Origin of the sequence: Mycobacteroides sp. LB1 (assembly GCF_013449725.1) — a bacterium.
GTDB lineage: Bacteria > Actinomycetota > Actinomycetes > Mycobacteriales > Mycobacteriaceae > Mycobacterium.
On sequence record NZ_JACCFF010000001.1, the window covers coordinates 445283 to 468689 of the forward strand.

22 protein-coding genes are annotated in these 23407 nt (G+C 65.6%); 7 read left to right on the top strand and 15 right to left on the bottom strand.

What is annotated here, in order from left to right; translation table 11 throughout:
- Window positions 1-10: 10 nt before the first annotated feature.
- Window positions 11-448 (bottom strand): nuclear transport factor 2 family protein, encoded by a 438-nt coding sequence (locus MLB1_RS02310; protein WP_180748116.1) that lies wholly within the window; start codon window positions 446-448, stop codon window positions 11-13.
- Window positions 449-459: 11 nt separating this feature from the next.
- Between MLB1_RS02310 and MLB1_RS02315 the strand changes: the two genes are divergently transcribed.
- On the top strand, window positions 460-867 hold the full coding sequence (locus MLB1_RS02315; RefSeq protein WP_180748117.1) for a PaaI family thioesterase: 408 nt from the start codon (window positions 460-462) through the stop codon (window positions 865-867).
- Here MLB1_RS02315 and MLB1_RS02320 read toward each other — a convergent pair.
- Window positions 864-1883, bottom strand: coding sequence for an LLM class flavin-dependent oxidoreductase (locus MLB1_RS02320; protein ID WP_180749640.1), 1020 nt, complete (start codon window positions 1881-1883; stop codon window positions 864-866). The genes MLB1_RS02315 and MLB1_RS02320 overlap by 4 nt on opposite strands.
- Window positions 1884-1959: 76 nt before the next feature.
- Here MLB1_RS02320 and MLB1_RS02325 point away from each other — a divergent pair, with 76 nt between their 5' ends.
- The gene (locus MLB1_RS02325) at window positions 1960-2823 is read left to right on the top strand and encodes a D-alanyl-D-alanine carboxypeptidase family protein (RefSeq protein WP_180748118.1); all 864 of its coding nucleotides are present in this window, start codon (window positions 1960-1962) and stop codon (window positions 2821-2823) included.
- Here MLB1_RS02325 and MLB1_RS02330 read toward each other — a convergent pair.
- The 7 genes from MLB1_RS02330 to ftsY all read right to left on the bottom strand — a co-directional run bounded on the left by MLB1_RS02330 (window position 2820) and on the right by ftsY (window position 11454).
- Window positions 2820-3077, bottom strand: a complete 258-nt coding sequence (locus MLB1_RS02330; RefSeq protein ID WP_180748119.1) for a hypothetical protein — start codon at window positions 3075-3077, stop codon at window positions 2820-2822. The two genes, MLB1_RS02325 and MLB1_RS02330, sit on opposite strands and share 4 nt — an antisense overlap.
- Window positions 3078-3087: 10 nt before the next feature.
- Window positions 3088-4170 (bottom strand): amidohydrolase family protein, encoded by a 1083-nt coding sequence (locus MLB1_RS02335; protein ID WP_180748120.1) that lies wholly within the window; start codon window positions 4168-4170, stop codon window positions 3088-3090.
- Between the two features lie 7 nt (window positions 4171-4177).
- Window positions 4178-5749, bottom strand: a complete 1572-nt coding sequence (gene ffh / locus MLB1_RS02340) for a signal recognition particle protein (protein WP_180748121.1) — start codon at window positions 5747-5749, stop codon at window positions 4178-4180.
- A 113-nt stretch (window positions 5750-5862) separates the two neighbouring features.
- Entirely contained in the window at window positions 5863-8241 is a 2379-nt protein-coding gene (locus MLB1_RS02345; protein ID WP_180748122.1) for a [protein-PII] uridylyltransferase, read from the bottom strand.
- A 20-nt stretch (window positions 8242-8261) separates the two neighbouring features.
- Complete coding sequence (locus tag MLB1_RS02350) at window positions 8262-8600, bottom strand: P-II family nitrogen regulator (protein ID WP_005056967.1); 339 nt, start codon at window positions 8598-8600, stop codon at window positions 8262-8264.
- Between the two features lie 5 nt (window positions 8601-8605).
- Window positions 8606-9973: an ammonium transporter gene (locus MLB1_RS02355; RefSeq protein ID WP_180748123.1), complete on the bottom strand. Its 1368-nt coding sequence runs from the start codon at window positions 9971-9973 to the stop codon at window positions 8606-8608.
- Window positions 9974-10107: 134 nt separating this feature from the next.
- The gene (gene ftsY / locus MLB1_RS02360; protein ID WP_180748124.1) at window positions 10108-11454 is read right to left on the bottom strand and encodes a signal recognition particle-docking protein FtsY; all 1347 of its coding nucleotides are present in this window, start codon (window positions 11452-11454) and stop codon (window positions 10108-10110) included.
- Between the two features lie 22 nt (window positions 11455-11476).
- On the opposite strand from ftsY, the gene fni reads away from it, so the two are divergent.
- From fni to MLB1_RS02380, 4 genes are all read left to right on the top strand, one after another.
- The gene (gene fni, locus MLB1_RS02365; protein ID WP_371750544.1) at window positions 11477-12433 is read left to right on the top strand and encodes a type 2 isopentenyl-diphosphate Delta-isomerase; all 957 of its coding nucleotides are present in this window, start codon (window positions 11477-11479) and stop codon (window positions 12431-12433) included.
- Between the two features lie 56 nt (window positions 12434-12489).
- The gene (locus tag MLB1_RS02370) at window positions 12490-13011 is read left to right on the top strand and encodes a protein disulfide oxidoreductase (RefSeq protein WP_180748126.1); all 522 of its coding nucleotides are present in this window, start codon (window positions 12490-12492) and stop codon (window positions 13009-13011) included.
- Entirely contained in the window at window positions 13008-13844 is an 837-nt protein-coding gene (locus MLB1_RS02375; protein WP_180749641.1) for a cytochrome c biogenesis CcdA family protein, read from the top strand. The genes MLB1_RS02370 and MLB1_RS02375 overlap by 4 nt, the downstream gene beginning before the upstream one ends.
- 191 nt (window positions 13845-14035) lie before the next feature.
- A complete protein-coding gene (locus MLB1_RS02380) occupies window positions 14036-14872 on the top strand; it encodes a TIGR03620 family F420-dependent LLM class oxidoreductase (protein WP_180748127.1) in 837 nt (278 codons plus the stop codon).
- Here the strand turns inward: MLB1_RS02380 and smc are convergent.
- Genes smc through MLB1_RS02395 form a run of 3 tightly spaced genes read right to left on the bottom strand, consistent with a single transcriptional unit; the run spans window position 14840 to window position 19168 of the window.
- Entirely contained in the window at window positions 14840-18439 is a 3600-nt protein-coding gene (gene smc, locus MLB1_RS02385) for a chromosome segregation protein SMC (RefSeq protein WP_180748128.1), read from the bottom strand. The two genes, MLB1_RS02380 and smc, sit on opposite strands and share 33 nt — an antisense overlap.
- A gap of 26 nt (window positions 18440-18465) precedes the next feature.
- On the bottom strand, window positions 18466-18771 hold the full coding sequence (locus MLB1_RS02390) for an acylphosphatase (protein ID WP_180748129.1): 306 nt from the start codon (window positions 18769-18771) through the stop codon (window positions 18466-18468).
- Window positions 18734-19168: an OsmC family protein gene (locus MLB1_RS02395; RefSeq protein WP_180748130.1), complete on the bottom strand. Its 435-nt coding sequence runs from the start codon at window positions 19166-19168 to the stop codon at window positions 18734-18736. The genes MLB1_RS02390 and MLB1_RS02395 overlap by 38 nt, the downstream gene beginning before the upstream one ends.
- On the opposite strand from MLB1_RS02395, the gene MLB1_RS02400 reads away from it, so the two are divergent.
- Window positions 19159-19605 carry a hypothetical protein gene (locus tag MLB1_RS02400; protein ID WP_180748131.1) on the top strand — a complete coding sequence of 149 codons (447 nt, stop codon included), beginning with the start codon at window positions 19159-19161 and terminating at the stop codon, window positions 19603-19605. The genes MLB1_RS02395 and MLB1_RS02400 overlap by 10 nt on opposite strands.
- A gap of 12 nt (window positions 19606-19617) precedes the next feature.
- Here the strand turns inward: MLB1_RS02400 and MLB1_RS02405 are convergent, their stop codons facing one another.
- From MLB1_RS02405 to MLB1_RS02415, 3 genes are read right to left on the bottom strand one after another with little or no spacing between them, the layout of a single operon-like run.
- Entirely contained in the window at window positions 19618-20292 is a 675-nt protein-coding gene (locus MLB1_RS02405) for a response regulator (protein WP_180748132.1), read from the bottom strand.
- Window positions 20289-22799 carry a sensor histidine kinase KdpD gene (locus MLB1_RS02410; RefSeq protein ID WP_180748133.1) on the bottom strand — a complete coding sequence of 837 codons (2511 nt, stop codon included), beginning with the start codon at window positions 22797-22799 and terminating at the stop codon, window positions 20289-20291. The genes MLB1_RS02405 and MLB1_RS02410 overlap by 4 nt, the downstream gene beginning before the upstream one ends.
- 10 nt (window positions 22800-22809) lie before the next feature.
- Window positions 22810-23406, bottom strand: coding sequence for a potassium-transporting ATPase subunit C (locus MLB1_RS02415; protein ID WP_180748134.1), 597 nt, complete (start codon window positions 23404-23406; stop codon window positions 22810-22812).
- Between the last annotated feature and the right edge of the window lies 1 nt (window position 23407).

The window sequence follows — 23407 nt, forward strand, 5'->3', positions numbered from 1 at the left end:
GTCGACGAGGTCAGACCAACCGGTTGAAGCATTTCGTCTCGACGCGTCGCGTGAGCCGCCAGCCATGGCGTGTCCGCACCACCGCGTCGTCGTACCAAAGCCCCAGGAAGAGCACCTGTTCGGTGTCGCCGCCCGGCACCATCGGGTTAAAGCAGAGGCTGCGCACGGTTGCCGAGCTTCGTTCCTCATCATCGAATCGGATCGAGATGTTTCCGAGCATGTGCGCGTACATCGGGAAGGCCGGCAGCACCTCCGCCAACCACGCTTTGACGTCCGGATACTCCCCATCGACGCCACCCATCGCGCGATAGTCGATGTACGCGTCGTTCGTGAACACCTCGTCCAGGTCATCGAACTCGCGGGTGTCGATGGCGGTCGCATAGTCGACCAGCAGCTGTTGGATCTGCAGGCGATCGGAAACTTCGTCGAGGGTCCACGCGGATGTCATAGCTTGTGAGCATGCCCACTCGGACCGCAATCATTGCGCAATTCGTCCCGAACTCGCCGCTGTGTCAGCATCTGGGAATCGCGCTTACCGAAGTCGGCAACGACCGCGCGGTGCTCACCATGCCGTTCAAACCCGAGCTTGTGACGCTGGGCCAGACGGTGCACGGTGGCGCGATCGCCACCCTCGCCGATACCGCGGCCATGGCGGCCGCCTGGGCCGATGACGTGGTGCCCGAGAAGCCGGGCGGATCCACCGCATCCCTCACCGTCGACTATGTGGCTCCCGCCAACGCCAGCGACCTGACAGCGGTCGGCCAGGTGATTCGTCGCGGAAAGCGGCTGTGCGCCTGCGAGATCACGGTGAGCGACGCAGGTGGCCAGGTCATTGCCAAGGCGCTGGCCACCTACAGCTTCGCTTAGGCCGCGCCGGCCTCTTCGCGGGCCAACAGTTCCCGTACACGCGGAATAACTTCGGTGCCGTACAGCTCGACGTTCTGCATGCCCAGCCCGGGTTGCGAGGCCTGGTACACCAGACCGAACCGGTCGGCACCCAGACCGCGAATGGTTTTGGCCATCTTGGCCGCCACGGTGTCGGGCGAACCGACATACAGCGAGCCGGACTTCACCTCGGCCAGGTACTCCTCGTACCGCGGGGGCTGCCAGCCACGCTCACGCCCGATCGTGGTGCGCAGTTCCCGGAACCCCGGCCAATACTGCGCGATCGCATCCTCGTCGGATTCGGCGATATGCCCCGGACTGTGAATCCCCAGCGGCATCGCTTCGGTGACCCCAAGCTCGCGTTGGGCGCGACGGTAGAGATCCACGTAGGGCTCGAACCGCATGGGGTTGCCGCCGATGATCGCCAAGATCATCGGTATGCCGTACCGCACGCTGCGTACCACCGATTGCGGCGAGCCGCCCACCCCTACCCACGCACGCAGGCCATCGGCAGTTTTCGGGAACACATCCACGCCGTCCAACGAGGAACGCAGATTCCCCGACCACGTCACCGGATCCCCTGGCAGCAGTTTGGCCAAGAGATCGAACTTCTCCTCGAAGAGTTCGTCGTAGTCGGCGAGGTCGTATCCGAACAGCGGAAAGGAATCCGTGAACGAGCCCCGACCGAGCACCACCTCGGCGCGACCATTGGAGATTCCGTCGAGAGTCGCGAACCGCTGATACACCCGCACCGGGTCGTCGGTGCTGAGCACCGTCACGGCGGTTGCAAGTGTGATCCGCTCGGTGCGGGCGGCGATCGCGGCCAGCATCATCTCCGGGGACTCCCCCACGAATTCGGTGCGGTGATGCTCCCCGATGGCGAAGATGTCGACGCCAACCTGGTCGGCGCGCACCCCTTCCTCCACCACGGCACGGATCGCTTCCGGATTGGTCATCCCGGCGGGGATATCGGCGAAGGTGTCCAAACCAAACTGCACTTGATTCGTCATGACTGCATAAACGGACCGCAGTCCGGTTATGTTCCCCATGTCCGCCGCGCTAGTCTCGGAGCCAATGTCTTCCCTGCCGCCATCCCTTCGCCACCGCGTATTCGTGGTGCTCAGCGCCCTGTTTTTCACCCTCGCGGTCCCTGATGTCGCCCACGCGGATACAGCGGCGCCACCGCCCGAGGGGCCGGCGCAGGCGTGGTTGGTGGCGGATCTGGACTCCGGCCAAATCCTCGCCGCCCGCGAGCCCTACGCCTCGCACGCCCCCGCGAGCACCATCAAGGTGCTGTTGGCGCTGACGGCGCTCGACGAGCTGCCCCTGGATGCCGCGGTCGTCGCCGACCCGGCCGACGCGAAGGCCGAGTGCAACTGTGTCGGCATCAAGGCAGGACAGACGTACACCACGCACGATCTGCTGGAGGGCGCGCTGCTCGAGTCCGGCAACGACGCCGCCAACACGTTGGCACACATGCTGGGCGGTCGTGAGGCGGCCGCCGAGAAGATGAACGCGAAGGCGGCGGCGCTCGGTGCTACCGGAACGCACACCGCCTCCCCCTCCGGACTGGACGCGCCGGGTATGGACATGCGCACCACCCCGCGCGATTTGGCCGTGATTTTCCGTGCGGCACTGGCCAATCCGGTGTTCGCGGAGATCACCCGGCAGCCGGCCGCCGATTTCCCCGGCCGCGTGCTGCACAACCAGAACGAGCTGCTGTACCGCTATCCCGGCGTGCTCGGCGGTAAGACCGGCTTCACCGATATCGCCCGCAAGACCTATGTCGTGGCCGCCGAGCGGGACGGCAAGCGGCTGGTCGTCGTGATGATGTATGGCCTGGTACACGAAGGCGGCCCCACCTACTGGGATCACGCCGCGAGCCTGTTCGACTGGGGCTTCGTCAATGACGGTCAGGTCGGCATCGGCTCGCTTTAGACCTTGGAGTTGAGTACCTGGGTCACCGTCTCGGAGGTGCGCACTCGACACATAGCGATGGCCAGCGAGACGGCATCCTTGGGAGAGAGCTGAGCGACAACGCTGCCTTCGACAGCGGCTTCCTGGACGGCGGCCAGCTTGCCTGCCTCATCCAGGGTGTTGAACTCGGCGCAAACCGTCTCGGCCCGGGCAATCGCGGCCGGTGCGACCATCACCAGACCCAGACCCGCCACCAACGCCATAGCAAAACGCATGACGGCGACTCTATCGAACCTGGCCGCGTAGCACGATGAGGTCCGGCCGCGACAGCACATGCGGACCGGTGCGCGGGTCCTCGCGATATCCGACGAGATCGGCGGGTGCGCCGTGCTCCAGGCCCGGCCGCCGCAGCCATTCCCGTGCCCGCCACGACGCCGCACCCAGCGCATCGGTGGGATTCATGCCAATGCGCGTGAGGGCCAATACTTCATCGGCGATGCGCCCGTGTGCAATACCGCCGCCGGCATCGGTGCCCGCGTAGATCGGGATTCCGGCATCGTGGGCGTTGCCGAAGGTCGTGTGCAGGCCCGCGTACAGGTCACGCATGTGTTGGGCGTAGACCGGGTACTTCGCCGCGGAATCGGCGATTCCGGGGAAGTTCTCGATGTTGATGACGGTCGGCACTAGGGCCGTGCCGTGCTCGACCATCAGCGCGACAGTGTCATCGGTCAGCCCGGTGCCATGCTCGATGCAATCGATCCCGGCGCGAATCAGACCCGGTAGCGCGTCCTCGCCGAAGACATGCGCGGTGACACGGGCACCGTTGGCGTGCGCGGCGTCGATGGCCCGCGTGAGTATCTCGTCCGACCACAGCGGCGCCAGATCGCCGACGGAACGGTCGATCCAGTCCCCTACCAGTTTCACCCAACCGTCGCCCCAACTCGCCTGCAGCGCTACGGCCTCCGGGAGCTGCGATTCGTCCTCGATATCGATGGGCAATCCGGGGATGTATCGCTTGGGTTTGGCCAGATGCCGGCCCGCACGGATGATCCGCGGCAGGTCTTCTCGCTCATCGAAGCCGCGGGTGTCCACCGGGGATCCGGCGTCACGCAATAGCAGTGCGCCCACCCCACGCTCGGCCTCGGCCTGCGCGACCGCTTCCTCCAGCGAGGTCGGGCCGTGTGGACCGACCCCGACGTGGCAGTGCGCATCGACAAGCCCCGGAAGCAGCCAGCCGCCCCACCCGTCGGCACCGAAGATGGTGTCGGCGCCCGCGATCGGTTCCAGACTGATGACGCCGTCATGTACCCACAGATCGATGGGTTCTTCCGACGGGAGTGTCAGTCCCCTGAGATGCAGCGGGGGCACGTCACGATCAATTCTTCGGGAACTTCAGCTTCGAGATGTCGATATCGGCCAGGCCGGGCGGTAGTTCGCCCAGTCCCTCGGGCATCGCAGAGAGGTCGGGAAATCCTGGGGGCATCCCCGCCATACCCGGAGGCATACCCGGGAGGCCGCCCCGAATCTTCGGCTGTGTTGGACCCCGTGAGCCCTTCTTGCCCTTTTTGGTGTTCTTGCCGCCCTTGCGGTTGCTCTTGCGGTTGAGGGCGCCCATGCCCATGCGGCCCGCCATCGAGGCCATCATCTTGCGCGCCTCGAAGAATCGGTCGACAAGCTGATTGACCTCCGAGACCGCAACTCCGGAACCGTTGGCGATCCGCAGCCGCCGGGAGGCGTTGATGATCTTCGGGTCGGCCCGCTCGATGGGGGTCATGCCGCGGATGATGGCCTGCACCCGGTCGAGCTGCTTGTCGTCGACGGCAGCCAGCGCGTCCTTCATCTGGCCGGCACCGGGCAGCATGCCCAGCAAGTTGCCGATGGGCCCCATCTTGCGGATCGCGAGCATCTGCTCCAGGAAGTCCTCGAGCGTCAGCTCTCCCGAGGTGATCTTCTCGGCCGCAGCCAGGGACTGTTCGGCATCGAAATGCTGTTCGGCCTGCTCGATGAGGGACAGTAGGTCGCCCATCCCCAGGATGCGGCTCGCCATCCGATCGGGATGGAAGACATCGAAGTCCTCCAACTTTTCGCCGGTCGACGCGAACAGGATCGGGGTGCCGGTGATCTCGCGCACCGAGAGCGCGGCGCCACCGCGGGCATCGCCGTCGAGCTTGGTGAGGACCACACCTGTGAAACCGACGCCCGCGCGGAAGGCCTCGGCGGTACTCACCGCGTCCTGACCGATCATGGCGTCGAGAACGAACAGCACCTCATCGGGGTCGACGGCATCACGAATGCGGGCCGCCTGGTCCATCAGTTCGGTATCGATACCGAGACGACCGGCGGTGTCGACGAGCACCACGTCGAAATGCTGAGCCTTGGCATGCGCCAGACCGTCTCGGGCCACCGCGACGGGATCGCCGATCAGCGAGCCGACCTCCAGGCCACCATCCGCGGTCCCCGGGTGCGGGGCGTACACCTGGACCCCGGCACGCTCACCCACCACCTGAAGCTGGTTGACGGCGCCTGGGCGTTGTAGGTCGCAGGCCACCAGCAGCGGCGTATGCCCTTGTCCCTTAAGCCATTTAGCGAGCTTTCCGGCGAGCGTCGTCTTACCGGCACCTTGCAGACCGGCAAGCATGACGACGGTCGGCGGAGTCTTCGCGAAGGCCAGCTGGCGAGTTTCCCCGCCGAGGATGCCGACGAGCTCCTCGTTGACGATCTTCACTACCTGCTGCGCCGGGTTCAGCGCGCCGGAGACCTCGGCCCCCTTGGCGCGGTCCTTGATGCGGCCGATGAAGGTACGCACGACGGGCAGCGCGACATCGGCTTCCAGCAGGGCCAGTCGGATGGTCCGGCAGGTCGCGTCGATGTCGGCGTCGGACAGTCGGCCCTTGCCCCGCAAGTCGGCAAGGGCATCGGTCAACCGGTCAGACAGCGATTCAAACACGTTGATCAGCCTAGCTGGCGGGAATATCGGCACTGTCTAACCGCCGACACGCCGCATAGCGGCGGGTTCGTATCGCACGTGTCCGCCACAAGGCGGCGTGTCGACACAGCGACCTAGCTCGCGGCCTTCTTCGGCTGGGGTGCGGTCGCCGGGAGTACCGAGGCGATGGCCGCCTCCAGCACGGCCTGCTCGGGACCGGTGCTGAGGCAGAAGGTGTCGACCACCGAAGAGCCGAGGGTGTTGACCTTGGCCCACGCGATATCCACCCCGTGCCGTTCCAGGGTTGCGGTGATGCGTGCCAGCAGCCCCAGCGCATCGGAGGTGCGGATCTCCACGATCTGCAGATCGGCGTTCCCGGCGGGCTCGAACCATCGGATGCGTGGTGGTGCGGGCGCGTAGTTGGTGGGGACCGCGGGAGTCGAATCCCCGACGAGGCCCGTTCCGAACTGCGCGGCCTCACGTTCACGTTCATCAAGCGCCGCGATGATGTCAGTATCCCCGTCGAGCGCCGAGATCAACTGCTGGCGCAGCAGCCCGGCCGCCGGAGGTGTTCCGAACCGCGGCGACACCTCGAAGGTGTTGATGGCCGATCCGGCATGGCTGGCCACCGAGGCGGAGAACACTCGCAACGAGTTCAATGACAGCACCCCGGCAGCCTTCGAGAGCAGCCCCCGTTGATCGGGCGCGATCATGCTGACGATGTACATATGGGGCGACCCGGCAGGCACCAGCCGTACCTGAACGCTTCCGTCGGTGGCCAACGAAAGCAGTTCCGGGTCAATCGGATCAGGTTCGGGCAGCTGCTCGCCGCGCATCACCATCCGGCATTTGCGCACCAGCTCGCCGATCAGCGATGCCTTCCAGTCACCCCACACCCCGGGGCCGGTGGCCAGCGAATCCGCCTCGGCAAGCTGCTGTAGCAGCTCGAGCAGAAGCAGGTCACCACCGAGCGTATTGACCACGGCGTCAATGGTTTCCGGGTCCGCCAGGTCACGCCGCGTCGCGGTGTTGGGCAGCAGCAGGTGATAGCGCACGATCTTCGACAGCAGCTCCACATCAGAGGGCCACAATCCCAACCGGGTGCCGATCTGTACGGCCAGGTCCGCACCGACCACGCTGTGGTCACCGCCGCGGCCCTTACCGATGTCGTGCACCAGCGCGCCGAGAACCAGCAGATCAGGACGGGAGACCCTGGTGGTGAAGGCGCTCGCCTGAGCCACCGTCTCGACCAGATGCCGGTCGACGGTCCAGATGTGCACGATGTCCCGCGGCGGCAGGTCTCGCACCGCACCCCACTCAGGGAAAAGTCTGCCCCACAATCCGGTTCGATCCAGCGCCTCGATGGTGGCCACCGCAGGACGACCGGCCTCCAGGAGCACCAGCAGATCCTTGAGCGCCTCTCGCGGCCACGGTGTGCGGAGCTCGGGAGCCGATTCGGCGAGGCGACCTAGCGTGGACGCGGAGATCGGCAGACCGGAGGTCGCCGACGCCGCCGCCACTCGCAGAACCAGCGAGGGGTCGCGTTCCGGGCGAGCATCTCGGGCCAGCACCACCTCCCCGGCATGTTCCACCACACCCTCGTCGATGGGACGCCGGACGGTGCGCCGCAAGACTGAAATACCCCGTCGAGGAATCGAATTAGCAGCAGTGCGCAGCCCTACGTCCACCGCGTAACTAATGGTGCGCGCCGCATCAGATAGCAGCCGGGCCAGGTCGAACCGATCGCCGACGCGCAGCGCCGCGCCGATCTCATCGGCGAACTGGGCCAGCAGCTGATCCCGTTCCCGCCCGGCGACACGATGCAGTTCGGTGCGGACATCCAGGATGACGGTATGTGCGCCGTCGAATGACTTCTCGAGTCCACTATCGGTGAGCTGGGCAATGGCCAACGCGCGCAACAGCTGTACATCACGCAGGCCGCCGCGACCGGACTTCAGGTCGGGTTCGGCACGGTGTGCGATCTCGCCGCTGCGCCGCCACCGCGCCTGGGTGTAGTCGACCAGTTCGTCGAGCCGGGTCCGGATCTGCGAACGCCACTGCTGCCGCACCCCGCCGATCAGCAGGCTCGACAACTGGGCATCGCCGGCGATATGCCGGGCATCCAGCAGCGACAACGCGGCTGACATCTCCTCGCTGGCGACGTGCAAGGTCCCGGCCACGGTACGAACACTGTGATCGAGCCGAATATTGGCGTCCCACAATGGATACCACAATCCGTCCGCGACCTCGCTAAGAGTGTCCGACGTTATGTCCTCGTCGTGCAGCAGCACCAGATCCAGATCCGAGTACGGCAGCATCTCACGCCGACCCAAGCCACCAAGTGCCACGATGGCAAATCCACTGGAGTCGGTGATACCGACCTCGGCGGCCTTGGCGGTCAGCCACAGCTCATTGAGGTCGGACATCGCCTCGCGAATCGCGCCCGCGCTAAGCCGAGCACTATCACCGAGCAGCTGCGCCCTAGCGGCCACGAGGTCCGTTGCGGCGCCCATGTGATTACCGTCCTATGCGGTTAAAGGGCATCGGCGCCCCGCTCGCCGGTGCGCACCCGCACCACCGAGTCCACGGGGCTCACCCATACCTTGCCGTCGCCGATCTTGCCGGTGCGTGCGGCGGTCACGATGACCTCCACCACCTTGTCGACGGCGCTATCGTCCACCACCACCTCGACGCGAACCTTCGGCACAAAATCCACCGAGTACTCAGCGCCGCGGTACACCTCGGTGTGACCCTTCTGCCGGCCGTAGCCCTGCACCTCGCTGACCGTCATGCCGAGGATGCCTGCCTGTTCCAGACCAGTCTTGACATCTTCCAGCGTGAACGGCTTGACGATCGCGGTGACCAGCTTCATGTCCCTCATTCCTCCCTGCCGCTGGTGTGGCGGCCGATAACCGAGCCACTTCCCAGTGCGACAAAGTCGTATGCGCCTTCAGCGTGTTGGGATTCATCGGCGCCAGCCGCCTCTCCCTCGTCACTGATGCGCAGGCCAATGGTGTACTTCACGATAAAGGCAACGATAGTCGTGCCTATCGCCGAATAGAGTAGAACCGCCCCGGCACCAACGCCTTGGCGCCACAACTGTTCTAGTCCTCCGCCGTAGAACAAGCCGGCGACCCCCGCACCCGTCTCGGGCGCGGCGAACAATCCGATGAGCAACGTGCCGACGATGCCGCCGACCAGATGCACCCCCACCACGTCCAGGGAATCGTCGAATCCCAACCGGTACTTGAGCCCGACGGCCAACGCGCACAGAATGCCCGCGATGGTTCCAATGGCAAGGGCGCCAAGAACATTCACCGAAGAACAGGACGGAGTGATGGCTACCAGGCCAGCGACTATGCCCGAGGCCGCACCCAACGAGGTGGCGTGCCCGTCGCGAATGCGCTCGGTGAGCAGCCAGGCGAGCATCGCGGCCGCGGTGGCCACGGTGGTGGTGACGAAGGTTGAGCCTGCCAAACCGTTGGAGCTGGTTGCCGATCCGGCGTTAAACCCGTACCAACCGAACCACAGCAGCCCGGCACCCAACATCACGAACGGCAGATTATGCGGCCGCATCGGGGTACCCGGCCAACCCCGGCGCTTACCCAAAATCAGCGCCAACACCAAACCCGCGGTACCGGCATTGATATGCACCGCAGTACCACCGGCGAAGTCGATTGCAAGAAGTTTATTGGCGATCCAGCCACCGTGTTCAGCCGATGCCTTATCGAACGCGAACACCCAGTGCGCCACCGGGAAATACACCACCGTGACCCACAACCCCGAGAACAGCAGCCAGGATCCGAACTTCATCCGGTCGGCGACAGCACCCGAGATCAGAGCCACCGTGATGATCGCGAACATCAGCTGGAACGCCACAAACACCGTCGCCGGGATGGTGCCCACCAACGGCACCTGCACCGCGGCCACCGCATCAACACCACCGGCCGGATCCGCAGCCACCGCATCAGCACCGTTACCACCGATAAGGCCCTTCAACCCGAAGAACTGCGTCGGATTACCGAACAAGTTGGATACGTCATTCCCGAACGCCAACGAGTACCCGTAGAGCACCCAAAGCACCGTGACCAGGCCCATCGCGCTGATGCTCATCATGATCATGTTGAGCACGTTCTTCGCACGGACCATGCCGCCGTAGAAAAAGGCCAGACCGGGTGTCATCAGCAGCACCAGCGCAGCGCTGGCCAACATCCACGCGGTGTCCCCGGTATTCGGGACACCCATTACTGGGAAACCATCCACTAGCGGCATTCCTCTCGACTGATCTCAGCACGTTGCGCTGTGAAGAATGCGCAGCGGATGTTTCCGAGAGGGCGCGCGCGTGTTTCGCCTCTGTTACCGGTTGTTCTCCACGGGATCTACCCCAGCAGTGCGTCGACGAATGCCGGCGGCTCGAACGGAGCCAGATCGTCGGGCCCCTCGCCGAGGCCGACCAGCTTCACCGGCACGCCGAGCTCGCGTTGCACGTGAAAAACGATGCCGCCCTTAGCCGTTCCGTCAAGTTTGGTGAGCACCACACCGGTGATGTCCACCACGTCGGCGAACACCCGGGCCTGTGCCAGGCCGTTCTGCCCAATGGTGGCGTCGAGCACCAGCAGCACCTCGTCGACGTCGGCACGGCGTTCGACCACGCGTTTGATCTTGCCGAGCTCGTCCATGAGGCCGGTCTTCGTGTGCAGCCGCCCGGCGGTGTCGACCACCACCACATCGGCACCCGCACGGATCCCGGCGTCGACGGCGTCGAAGGCGACCGACGCGGGATCGGCATTCTCGGCACCCCGCACCACCTGAGCACCCACCCGCTGGCCCCATGCCTGTAGCTGATCGGCCGCGGCCGCGCGGAATGTGTCGGCGGCCCCGAGTACCACCCGGCGCCCGTCGGCCACGAGCACACGGGCCAACTTGCCCACGGTGGTGGTCTTGCCCGTGCCGTTCACCCCGACGACGAGCAGCACCGATGGTTTGTCGTTATGCGGTAGCGCCTTGATGGATCGGTCGAGGTCGGGTTGCAGCTCGTCGATGAGCACCTCCCGCAGCAGCGCCCTGGCCTGCGCCTCGGTACGCACGCTACGTGCTGCCATCTCGCTGCGTAGCCTGTCCACGATCGAGGTGGTGACCGCGGTGCCGAGGTCGGCGATCAGCAGGGTGTCCTCGACCTCCTCCCACGATTCCTCGTCGAGGTCCCCGGCCCCCAGCAGCCCCAGCAGGCCGCGACCCACGGCATTCTGCGAGCTGGCCAGCCGCCCCCGGAGCCGGTCCAGCCGCCCCGCCACCGGCGCGATCTCATCGAGCACCGGCGCGCGTTCAGGTTCCGGCTCAGCCTCGAGTTCCGTGACGAGCTCGGGTTCGGGCACAAGTTCGGGCTCGGGCTCGACAACAGGCTCCGGCAGCTGGACATTGGAGATGGTGCGTCGAGGCGCGTCCCGAGGAATCTCGGCGTCATCGCCGACGGTGGGCAGCGGGACCGCTTGCGCACCGCCCTCGCTAAAGGTGATGGTGGACCCGGCGGTGTATCCACCAGAACGGTCGCTCGGTGTGGCACCCTCGGCGATCTCGGAGGACCGTGTCAGGCTGATACTGCGAGAGCGGTAACGCACCAGTCCGAAGACCAATGCGGCAACAACCAAGACGGCAACGATCGCGATGGCGATCCACACTTCAAGAGGCACTAGGGCATTGTTACAGGAACGCAAGAAGCGCCACATTGACGCCTGCCTGAGCGATCCAGTGCAGTACGTCACTCGCACCACCGGCCTGGACCGATTCGACCTGCCCTACATCGCGCTGCCGAACTCCAGCCTCGCCGAGGTCGACCTGTCCACCGAATTCCTGGGCAAACAGCTGGCAGCGCCCGTGCTCATCGGAGCGATGACCGGTGGCGCGAAACTCTCGGCCACCATCAACCGCAACCTGGCAGCGGCAGCCCAGGAGCTGGGTATTGGGATGATGCTGGGGTCTCAGCGGGCCATGCTCGTCGACCCCGAGAGCGCAGACACCTTCTCGGTCCGCGAGGTGGCACCCGACATCCTGCTCATCGGCAATATTGGGCTGGCACAGCTCGGCAACATCGCCGATACCGCCCGGCTGAGCACCCTGGTCGAGCGGGTGGGCGCGGACGCGCTCGCGGTGCATACCAACCCGCTACAGGAGGCCGTGCAGCCCGGTGGCGACACCGATTTCACCGGTCAGGTGCATCGACTCGCCGAGCTGACCCACGCCGTCGAGTTCCCCGTGCTGCTCAAGGAGGTCGGCCACGGTATCAGCGGCGCCGCCGCACGCCGCCTCGGTGGATGCCGACTGGCTGCTATCGATGTCGCGGGTGCGGGCGGCACCTCGTGGGCCCGGGTCGAGCAGTTCGTCCGGTTCGGGGCGATCACCTCACCCGAGCTCGCCGAATGGGGCATCCCGACCGCGGACGCACTCGTGGAAGTGCACGCCGAGCTACCGCATATGCCGCTGGTCGGCTCGGGCGGGATACGCACCGGCATGGACGCCGCGAAGGCCATCGCGCTGGGAGCCGATGCTGTTTCGGTCGCACTCCCCCTCCTGGCGCCCGCGGTGCAATCGTCGCAGGCGGTGATTGCCTGGCTCGAACAGTTCCTCGACGAACTGCGCATCGTCATGCACTGCGCCGACGTCAGCACGATCAAACAGCTCCAGCGAATTTCGCTTCGTCCCCGCTAAACGGGAGACAACCGTCATACACTGCGGAAGTCACATCGTCCCAGGAGGTTCTTGGCATGAAAATCCAATTCGGGGGACGTAACAAGGTTCGAGCACTGACGCGCACCTTGGCGGTCATCGCCACCGTGTTGTGTCTGTCGGTCGGTGCCGTCGGTACGCCTACGGCGCGAGCCGATGGCCTGCTCGATTTCACCGGCACCACGGTCTCGGGCGCGCCGTTCAACGGCGCCAGCCTCAAAGGCAAGCCGGTGGTGTTGTGGTTCTGGGCGGCCTACTGCCCGTTCTGCAATGGCGAGGGTCCGCACGTGAGTGCGGTATCCGCGGCCAATCCCCGAGTCACCTTCGTCGGCATCTCCGGCCGCGGTTCCGTCGGTGACATGGAGGGGTTTATCTCGCGCTATAACCTCCACTTCACCAACCTCAACGACGCCGATGGCTCGCTTTGGCGGCAGTTCGGAGTGCCCTGGCAACCGGCGTATCTGTTCATCAACTCCAACGGCACCTCGGACTTCGTGAACAATCCGACATCGTCGATGTCTGAACAGGAGCTCAGCGACCGGGTGAAGGCACTCACCTGACTTCACTGGCCTTTGCAGCCGGGCTGATCGCCGCGCTCAACCCGTGCGGTTTCGCACTGCTCCCGGTCTATCTCGCGCTCGTGGTGCGCGGCCCCGGTGCCGAGATCGGCAGGTCGCAGGCAGTGGCCCGCGCCGTAGTGGCCACCGTGGTGATGGCGGCCGGGTTCGTCGCGGTGTTCACCGTCTTCGGGCTGCTGACGGTATCGGTGGCGTCCGTGGTGCAGCGCTATCTGCCTTTCGTGACGGTGGTTTTCGGAATCGGCCTGGTGATCCTGGGCCTGTGGCTGCTGTCCGGCCGCGACATCATCGCGCTCATGCCCAAAGTGCTGGATGCGAACGCTCCCACCACCCGGTTGGGCTCGATGTTCGGCTACGGCGTGGGATACGCGGTCGCCTCGCTGTCCTGCACCATCGGCCCGTTCCTCGCGGTCACCAGTACGACCTTCGAGAGTGGGTCCCTGTTCGACGGTGTCATGGTCTACCTGGCGTACGCCTCCGGTATCACCCTCGTGGTGGGCACGCTGGCCATGTCCACCGCCCTGGCCAGCACGGTGCTGCTGAACGCGATGCGGCGCCTGCTGCCGTACCTGAACCGGATCAGCGGCGGCATCCTCATCCTGGTCGGCGCCTACGTGGGGTACTACGGCAGCTACGAGGTCAGGCTGTTCCACGCCAATGGCAACCCGGACGACCCGATCATCAACGCGGCCGGGAAGATTCAACGCACAATCTCCGGCTGGGTGTACCTGCACGGCGCCTGGCCGTGGCTGCTCGTTCTCGGTTTGGTGGCGGTCGGCGCGGCCGTTTGGTGGCGCAATACCGCCAAGGATTAGCACGTCTGGGCGTAGCATCATATGCATGACTAGCAATGAGACCGTCGCAGCTGAGACATCGAAGACCTGCGACAACCCCAACTGCACCTGCGTTGACTGTCAGTGTGGCTCCAACTGCAGCTGCGGTGCAGATAAGTAATCCGGCTGACGAAAAGGAATAGCGTCGGCGCTGTTCGGAGTTGCGTAGAAGCGTGACAGCACCTGATTTCGCGCCCTACGGATTCTTCACTCACTACGCGACGGTGGACGCAGATCTCTTGCGGGCCGTCGAAGACCTCGGCTTCGATACCGCGTGGCTGGGCGGTTCGCCCCCCGCCGGTCTGCCATGGGTCGACCCCCTGCTGTCGGCCACCGAGCGCATCAGGATCGTGACCGCGATCGTCAACATCTGGTCTGCGCCCGCGCGGGAAGCCGGGCAGTCCTGGCAGCGCATCGAGTCGGCACATCCCGGGCGGTTCATCCTCGGTATCGGCGCCGGACATCCCGAGGTCGACAATGGCGTGGTCTACAAGCCGTACACCGGCCTGGTCGAGTACCTCGATGTGCTCGATGAGGTCGGGGTCCCGAAGGAGGGCCGGGGGCTGGCGGCGCTGGCGGAAAAGTCGCTCAAGCTCGCCACGGGGCGATCGGCGCTCGCCCACCCGTACCTCACCCCGCCCTCCCATACTCGTTGGGCACGTGAGCTTCTGGGACCCGACGCCATCATCGTCCCCGAGCAGAAGGTGGTGCTCACCACCGATGCGGACGAGGCCCGCGCGATCGGCCGTCAAGCCCTGGACCTGTATCTCGGCCTGACCAACTACCTGACCATGTTGGAACGTTTCGCGGGCAGCACGGAGGATCTGGTCAAGCCGGGCAGCGACAAGCTGGTGGATTCCCTTATCGCATACGGGACTCCGGAGCAGATCGCGGCGCGACTGCAGGAGCATCGGGACGCCGGGGCCACCCAGGTCGCTATCCAAGTGCTCGGCGATCCTGCCAAACGCGCGCAGGCGCTAGGCGTTTTGGCTCGAGAGCTGGCCGTCTAGACCACGCATGCGCTGTGAGACCACCTGCGTGATGCCGTCATCGCGCATGCTGACGCCGTAGAGCGCGTCGGCGACCTCCATCGTCGGCTTCTGGTGAGTGATAACGATGAGCTGCGACTTCTCCCGCAGCTGTTCGAATAGGCCGATCAGGCGCTGCAGGTTGACATCATCGAGTGCGGCCTCGACCTCATCCATCACGTAGAACGGCGACGGCCTAGCCCGGAAGATCGCCACCAGCATGGCAACCGCGGTCAGCGACTTCTCGCCACCGGAGAGCAGTGACAGCCGCTTGATCTTCTTGCCCGGTGGACGCGCCTCCACCTCGATCCCGGTGGTGAGCATGTCATTGGGGTCGGTCAGAACCAGTCGGCCTTCGCCGCCGGGGAACAACGAGGAGAACACACCCTTGAACTCGCGCTCCACATCGGCGTAGGCCTCCGTGAACACCTGCAATATGCGCTCGTCCACGTCGGCGACCACTTCGAGCAGATCCTTACGTGCCGCCTTGACGTCCTCAAGCTGTGTCGACAGGAAGTTGTACCGCTCCTCCAGAGCCGCAAACTCTTCCAGGGCAAGGGGATTAACCTTACCGAGCTCGCGCAGGTCCTTCTCGGCCCTTTTGGCACGGCGCTCCTGGGTGTCCCGGTCAAACGGCATGGGCCGGGGCGCGCTCACCTGCTCCCCGCGCTCGCGAGCCTGCTCGTATTCGTCCATCTCCTGCTGCGTGGGCGGCAGCTCGACATGCGGACCGTATTCGGCGATGAGATCGTCGGCCGCCATACCGAACTGTTCGAGCACTTGTTCCGAGAGCTGCTCAATGCGCAGAACCGCTTGGGCTTTGGCGACCTCGTCGCGATGCAGTGCATCAGTCAGGCGGCTCTGGGCAGCGGTGAGTTCACGGGCCTGCTCGCGCACGGTGCCGATCGCCGCGGTGTGCTGTGCGCGGGTCGCGCCGAGTTGGTCACGACGCGCGGACGCGGCGGCCACCACGTGTTCGAGACGGGCGGCAACCTCGTGGCCGGCCGCAACGACTGTGCTCGCCATGGCAGCCGTTCGCTTCCGCGCGACGGCCGCCCGCTCTGACCGGGCACGTGCCTCACGCTCTGCCATCGCGGCTCGGCGCAACGAGTCAGCTTTACCTCGAACGGAATTCACCCGTTCCTCGGAGGTGCGCACCGCCAGGCGCGCCTCGATCTCCACGGAACGAGCCTCTTCCAGCTCAGCGACCATGTCATCGCGATCGACGGGCTCATCATCGAACAGGTTGGGGGCCTCTTCGGCATTGCGTAGCCGGGACTCGACCTCGGCCAGCTCTTCCATCGTCTTGGCGCGGCCGAGTTCCAGCTGATCACGTTGCAGGGTAAGTTTTTTCACCTCATCAGCCGCGATGCGAGCGCCTTGGCCGACGCGCCCCAGCTGCTCGTACACCGCCGAGATGGCCGCATCGGACTCGTTGAGGGCAGCCAATGCCTGCTCGGCGGTGTCCTGGCGCGCCGTCTGCTCGGCGAGCGCGCCCGCCAACGCCGCGGAAATCTCACCCACTTGAGATTCGGTGGCCCGCAGCTCTTCCCGGGCTGCCTGGATGGAGGCCTGGATCTCGAGGGTGCTCTGCTTCTTGTCGGATCCGCCGGCAACCCAGCCGGCGCCCACCCGATCGCCGTCGATGGTCACGGCCCGCAGCAACGGGTTGGCCAGCACCACCTCGATGGCGGCGCCGATCTCGTCGACCACCACCACCGAGGCCAGTATGGCCGACACCGCGGTGGCCAGCCGCTCGGGCGCCTCCACCAGGTCGGTGGCCCAGTGCGCGCCGGATGGCAGGGTAATCGCCGGACGTGCATGCGTGTTGGCGGGCCACTCGCCGAACACGATCGCCGCCCGCCCGCCGTCGGAGGCCTTTAGCGCGGCCACGGCGGCCTGCGCCGCTGCGGCGTTCTCCGCGGCCACCGCGTCGGCGGCCGGTCCCATCGCCGTCGCGATGGCGCCCTGGTAACCGGGACGCACCTTGACCAGCTGCGCGATGGATCCGAAGATTCCAGCGCCACTGTGGTTCTCGGTGAGCCATGCCGAGCCGTCCTTACGGTCCAGCCCGATGGCAAGCGCGTCGATACGCGCCTTGAGCGAAGCGATCTGACGTTCGGCCTGACGTTCGGCCGATTGCAGTTCTGCGACACGTTCATTGACGATCGAGAGGGCCGATACCGACCGTTCGTGATTCTCGTCGAGCCCCACCTCGCCCTGGTCGAGCTCGGCTACGCGCGCCTTGATGGTGTCGAACTCGGTCTGCGCGACCTCACCGCGTACCGTCGCCTCTTCGATCGTCTCGGTAAGACGCTGCGCCTGGCTGTCGATGGATTCCAGCCGGGTGCGCATGGTGTCGACCTGACCGGTGAGCCTGGCGAGGCCCTCGCGTCGATCCGCCTCGGCGGACACGGCCGCCAGGTGCTGGCGCTGCGCCTCGGCAACAGCGGCCTCCTTCGCGACCAGCTCGTCCTTGGCCGCTGCCAGCTGCTCGGCAACCGTTTCCAGCTGCGTGATCAGCAGGCGTTCCTGCTCCGCGACACGCTCCGCCTGTGCCTCCAGCTCGTCCGGATCGGGTCCGGTCGGCACGGCCACCACCTCGTCCAGGTGGCTGGCCCGCTCCCCGGCGATCCGGACGGTGGCACTGACCCGCTCGGCGAGGGCCGACAACCGGAACCAGGTCTGCTGGGCCTGCTCGGCCTGCGGCATCAATTCGTTCAGAGCCGTCTCGTGCTCGGCCAGCACCGCGGTTGCCACATCGAGCTTTTCGGTGATCTCCGAGTGTTCCTTGCGCAGCGTGGCCTCGGCGTCATTGGTGCCGTCGAACTCATCGCGCCTGCGCACCAAATCGTCGGCGGCGAGGCGCAGCCGCGAGTCCCGCAGATCGGCCTGCACGGTGGCGGCACGGCGCGCCACTTCCGCTTGGCGCCCAAGGGGTTTGAGCTGGCGTCGCAGTTCGGTGGTGAGGTCGGTGAGCCGGGCCAGGTTGGCGGCCATCGACTCGAGCTTGCGGACCGCCTTTTCCTTGCGCCTGCGGTGCTTGAGCACCCCGGCCGCCTCCTCGATGAAGGCGCGGCGATCCTCCGGTCGGGACTCCAGGATCTGTGAGAGGCGACCCTGCCCGACGATGACGTGCATTTCCCGGCCGATACCCGAATCTGACAGCAGTTCCTGGACGTCCATCAGGCGGCAGCTCTGGCCGTTGATCTCGTATTCGCCGGCGCCGTCCCGGAACATCCGGCGGGTGATGGACACCTCGGAGTACTCGATCGGCAGCGCGTGATCGGAGTTGTCGATCGTCAGGGTGACTTCGGCGCGGCCCAACGGTGCGCGGGTCGATGTGCCCGCGAAGATGACGTCTTCCATCTTGCCGCCGCGCAGGGCCTTGGCGCCCTGCTCACCCATCACCCAGGACAGGGCGTCCACGACATTGGACTTACCCGAACCATTGGGGCCGACTACACAGGTGATACCCGGTTCGAGGCGCAGAGTCGTCGGCGAAGCAAAGGACTTGAAGCCCTTCAGCGTCAGACTCTTGAGGTGCACAGCGGGCCAGAATACCGGTCGCGGCGCTAACGCTCGCTAAACCCGGAGATGGGCTCGCCGGGCTCCTGCCAGCTGTCCACCACCAGATCTACCCGACCTGGCGTTTCACCGCTGTTCAACTTGGCAAGCAGCTGTTCACAGGCCGTCTTTTCGCCCTGTGCGACCACATGTACCCGACCATCCCGGGTGTTGGTGGCATATCCGGTCAGGCCGAGTTCAAGGGCTCGGGACCGCACATACCAACGAAAACCGACCCCCTGCACGTGGCCGTGCACCCAGGCGGATAGGCGGACCTCAGACACTCGGCTCTCGGTCTTCGCGCGAGCGCTCATCCACCGTGAAATTCACCTCGACTCCAGCCTTCAGGGTGCGTCCGACAGTGCACACCTGGTCGACGGCGCGTTCCACGACGGTGAGCACCCGCGCACGCTCCTCTGGGCTGAGCCCGCTCAGGTCGATGACCATCTTTTCGTCGAGCACCGGATAACGCTCCTGCTCCCGATCAGCGGGTCCGCTGACATCGATGCGCACCTGGTAGTCGTCCCCGAGGCGGCGTGCGAGCGGCTGATCGCTGGACATTCCGCTGCAGGCCGCCAGGGCGATCTTGAGGAGCTCACCCGGGGTGAATACCCCGTCGATGGTCTCCGAACCGATCAGCACTTCCGCACCTCGGGAGCTCTGTCCCGTATAGCGCCGATTGCCCGTACGCTCTACCCATAATGACGTCACGCCCGCAATGCTATGTAATCTCCGCTGCCACGATGGCGTTGGCGACGTTCTGTGTACAAACCCTGTGTGCACCAACGGCCGCGGCGGAACCGGTTGTGGCGCTAGAGTCCCTACTGCTGCGTCCGTACAGCGAGGTACGGGCGCAGTTGCTATCTGGTTCGTGGGGCCCGCGGATCGAGGAGCTGGTATACGTCCCACCGGGTGAACCCAAGATCGTCCCCACCTCCGCCGAGCGGCAGGCCTACACGGTCGTCGACACGTGCTTCACCAAGCGCATCACCCCGATGGGCATCTACGTGCTGCTCGCCAAGCCGGAAACCGTGGAAAAGATAGGCGCCGACCAGTTCAAGGCGAGCTACGGCAAGCTGGTCCGCAACTACCGGCCCGGATGCGATCCGGATGTGCAGCAGATCGATCTCGGCCGACCGCCTTTCTAGCCCTTCTCAGCGCTACTCCTGAAAGCGGTATCCCATCCCCGCCTCGGTAAGCAGGTGCTTGGGATGAGCGGGATCGATTTCCAGTTTGCGGCGCAGCTGTGCGAGATACACACGCAAATAATGGGTTTCGGAGCTGTACGCCGGCCCCCAGACCTCGTGCAACAGCTCCTTCTGCCCCACCAGCTTTCCGCGATTGCGCACCAGCACTGCCAACATCGACCATTCGGTGGGCGTCAGGTGCACCTCCCGGCCATCGCGGATCACCTTGTGCGAGGAAAGATCCACATCGAAGGTGCCGGTGTGCACCACCGGTTCGGCGCCATCGGGTGTGCCACGGCGCACCGCAGCGCGCAACCGGGCCAGGAACTCGTCCATGCCAAAGGGTTTGGTCACGTAGTCGTCGGCACCCGCATCGAGTGCCTCCACCTTGTCCGCCGAATCGGTGCGCGCCGACAGCACGATCACCGGAACAGTCGTCCATCCGCGCAGCCCGGCCAGTACCTCGGTGCCGTCCATATCGGGCAGCCCGAGGTCCAGGATTACCACCTCGGGCTGGGTCTCGGCGGCCGCGCGCAGTGCGCCCGCTCCCGACGAGGCCGTCACCACCTCGTAGCCACGTGCCGACAGGTTGATCCGCAGCGCGCGCAGGATCTGCGGCTCGTCATCTACGACCAGTACCCGCGTCACCGGAGCAGCCCGGCACTGGGTAGATCGACGATCATGCTCAGACCGCCGCCAGCCGTATCGGTCGCATTCACCGTGCCCTCCATTGCTTCCACAAAACCCCTAACCACCGAAAGCCCAAGTCCCACACCGACTGTATTGTCGCGATCGCCGAGCCGCTGGAAGGCCTCGAAGGCCGCACCGCGTTTTGATGCGTCCAATCCCTTCCCGTGGTCGGCGACGATCACCAGCGTGCGGTCCTCCACTTCTTCGTAGTTGACCAGCACCTGCCCCTGTGAGTATCGCAGTGCATTGTCGACGAGGTTGGCCAATACGCGCTCGAGCAGACCCGGATCCGCCCGCACCACCGCGCCGTTCAAGTCCAGGTGCACTCGCTTGCGGTCGTTCTCGGTGGCACCGAGCAGCGCACGCTGCGCGATCTCCTCGACGTAGACCGGCACCGCCCGGGGTTTGACGACACCCGCCGCCAGCCGCGACGAGTCCAGCAGGTTGCCCACCAGCGCGGTGAGCTGATCGGTCGACTCTTCCACGGTGGCAAGCAGTTCCGCGGTGTCCTCGGGCGAAAACTCGATATCGGGGCTGCGTAGGCTCGACACGGCGGCCTTGACCGCGGCCAACGGGGTGCGCAGGTCATGGCTGACCGCCGACAGCAGTGCCCGCCGCAGCCGGTCCGCCTCGGCGAGAGCCGAAGCCTGCGATGCCTCCTCGGCCAGGCGCGCCGAACGAACCAGGCCTGCCGCGGTTCCGGCGACCACCTGAAGCACCCGCGCATCGGCGGACGGCACCGGCGGCCCGTTGAGCGCCAGCGCGTACGCACCGTCGTCTACCCGGAATACCGAGTCGGCCTCCGATTCCCGAGTGGGCGGGTCCTCCCCCACGCTGGCGACTGCGGGTCCCTCCGCGCACAGCAGACTGACCGCAGTCTGGTTGTAGGTGGTCCGCACCCGTTCCAGCAGGGCAGAGAGGTCGGAGTTGACCAGGACGCCACCGGCGAAGAGCGCCAGCAGTTCCGCCTCGCGAGAGGCCCGCCGAGCCTGCCGTGCCCGGGTGGCGGCCGCGTCCACCAAGGCCGCGACGGCGACAGCCGTCACCATCATCATCAGGATGGTTAGCGCATTATCGGTCTCACCGATGGTGAAGCTATAGCGGGGTGCGACGAACAGAAAGTTGAGCAGCAGACCTGAGATGATCGCGGACACCAGCGCGGTCGACACACCACCGAGCAACGAAACTGTCAGTACCGCAATCAGAAACAGGGCGCTCTTGCTGCCGACGCCGAGCGCAGAGTCGAAGAAGTGAATGAATAATGCGGTCGCCAGGGGTACCAGAATCGCGGCCAACCAGTTGACGATGAGCCGCTTACGCCCTTCCGGGGGCATGGACCAGCTGCGCAGGCCCACAGGCCGCATGTGCCCGTGCGTCACCATGTGCACATCGATGGCGCCGGAGTCGCGGATGACGGCCGCGGCCACACCCTCGTCGAAGATCCGGGCCCACCGTGACCGTCGCGAGGTGCCCATCACCAACTGGGTGGCATTGACCCCACGCGCGAAGTCAAGCAGCGTCTGCGGCACATCATCGCCGGTAACAGCCTGCACCGAGGCTCCAATGTCGTTGGCCAATCGACGTACCCGCGCCATGACCGCGGTGGAGGCCCCGACCAGACCGTCACCGCGCACCACATGCACCACCAGAAGCTCGGCGCTTGACTTGGCGGCGATCCGGCTTGCCCGGCGCACCAGGGTCTCCGATTCGGGTCCACCGGTGACCGCGACAACCACGCGCTCACGCGCCTCCCAGGTCTTGGTGATCCTGTTGTCCGAGCGATACTTGGCGAGCGCAGCGTCCACCTGATCGGCGAGCCAGAGCAGCGCCAGCTCACGCAGCGCCGTCAGGTTGCCCGTCCGAAAGTAGTTACCCAGTGCCGAACCCACCTTCTCTGGCGCATAGACGTTGCCATGAACCATCCTGCGCCGCAACGCCTCCGGTGTGATGTCAACGAGCTCGACCTGCTCGGCGCGGCGCACCACGGCATCGGGGACGGTCTCACGCTGCACGATCCCGGTGATCTGCTCGACAACGTCGTTCAGGCTTTCCAGGTGCTGCACATTAATAGTGGTCAGCACATCGATACCGGCATCGAGGATCTCGTCGATATCCTGCCAGCGCTTGGCATTCCGACTGCCCGGCACATTGGTATGCGCCATCTCGTCGATAAGCACCAGAGCCGGCTTGCGCGCCAATACGGCGTCGATGTCGAGCTCGTACATCACGGTTCCGCGGTAGGTCACCTCGCGAGGAGGGATGAGCTCAAGCCCGTCAAGTAGTTCCGCCGTCTTGGAGCGGCCATGAGTCTCCACGGTGGCGGCGACCACATCGGTGCCGCGCCCGGCGCGGCGGTGCGCCTCGTTGAGCATGGCGTAGGTCTTGCCTACTCCGGGCGCGGCCCCCAGGTAGATCCGCAACGTCCCGCGCAGGGATGAGCCACTGGCGCGAAGACCGTCAGGCACTGTCTCTCCTTCATCGGCAGGGAGGGCCGGTGAGGCCCAGTGCCACGTTCAGCGTGGGGACGTTGACACGCGGCTCACCCAGAATGCCCCATTGCCGGGATGACGTGTGCGCTTGTACCAACTCCTCGATCTTCGCCCTGCCCAGACCGGTGGCCGCCGCGACCCGCGGTATCTGCAGCGCGGCGTACTCCGGGCTGATATCGGGATCCAGGCTCGAACCTGATCCGGTCACCGCGTCGGCGGGAATCCGTGTGGGATCGACGCTCTCGCGTGAGGCGATCGCCCCACGCCTCTCCTGGATATCCGTCTTCAGCTTCTCACTGTTGGGGCCCTGGTTGGAGGGCAGCCCGGCGGCCGGGTCACCGCTGGCGCGGGTGTGGAAATAGAAATCCGCCCCGGACGCCTGCGGATCCACCCCGATGAGGGCCGATCCGACGACGCACCCGTTGTGGTCCTTGAGGGGTGAGCCTTCGGCGGAGACGGAGTCAATACGGCCGAACAGCCACACCGCGGCCGGATATGCGATGCCGAGCACCACCGTCAGAGACAACAGCACCACGAGGCCTGCCACACACTGGCGCAGCCACCCAATCACAATCTTGTTCATC

Coding starts and splice junctions, on each gene's coding strand:
- MLB1_RS02400 (WP_180748131.1), top strand. CDS start 19,159: ATGACGTCACGCCCGCAATGCTATGTAATCTCCGCTGCCACGATGGCG.
- MLB1_RS02310 (WP_180748116.1), bottom strand. CDS start 448: ATGACATCCGCGTGGACCCTCGACGAAGTTTCCGATCGCCTGCAGATC.
- MLB1_RS02415 (WP_180748134.1), bottom strand. CDS start 23,406: ATGAACAAGATTGTGATTGGGTGGCTGCGCCAGTGTGTGGCAGGCCTC.
- ftsY (WP_180748124.1), bottom strand. CDS start 11,454: ATGTGGCGCTTCTTGCGTTCCTGTAACAATGCCCTAGTGCCTCTTGAA.
- MLB1_RS02315 (WP_180748117.1), top strand. CDS start 460: ATGCCCACTCGGACCGCAATCATTGCGCAATTCGTCCCGAACTCGCCG.
- MLB1_RS02345 (WP_180748122.1), bottom strand. CDS start 8,241: ATGGGCGCCGCAACGGACCTCGTGGCCGCTAGGGCGCAGCTGCTCGGT.
- MLB1_RS02355 (WP_180748123.1), bottom strand. CDS start 9,973: ATGGGTGTCCCGAATACCGGGGACACCGCGTGGATGTTGGCCAGCGCT.
- MLB1_RS02390 (WP_180748129.1), bottom strand. CDS start 18,771: ATGAGCGCTCGCGCGAAGACCGAGAGCCGAGTGTCTGAGGTCCGCCTA.
- MLB1_RS02330 (WP_180748119.1), bottom strand. CDS start 3,077: ATGCGTTTTGCTATGGCGTTGGTGGCGGGTCTGGGTCTGGTGATGGTC.
- MLB1_RS02325 (WP_180748118.1), top strand. CDS start 1,960: ATGTCTTCCCTGCCGCCATCCCTTCGCCACCGCGTATTCGTGGTGCTC.
- MLB1_RS02370 (WP_180748126.1), top strand. CDS start 12,490: ATGAAAATCCAATTCGGGGGACGTAACAAGGTTCGAGCACTGACGCGC.
- MLB1_RS02350 (WP_005056967.1), bottom strand. CDS start 8,600: ATGAAGCTGGTCACCGCGATCGTCAAGCCGTTCACGCTGGAAGATGTC.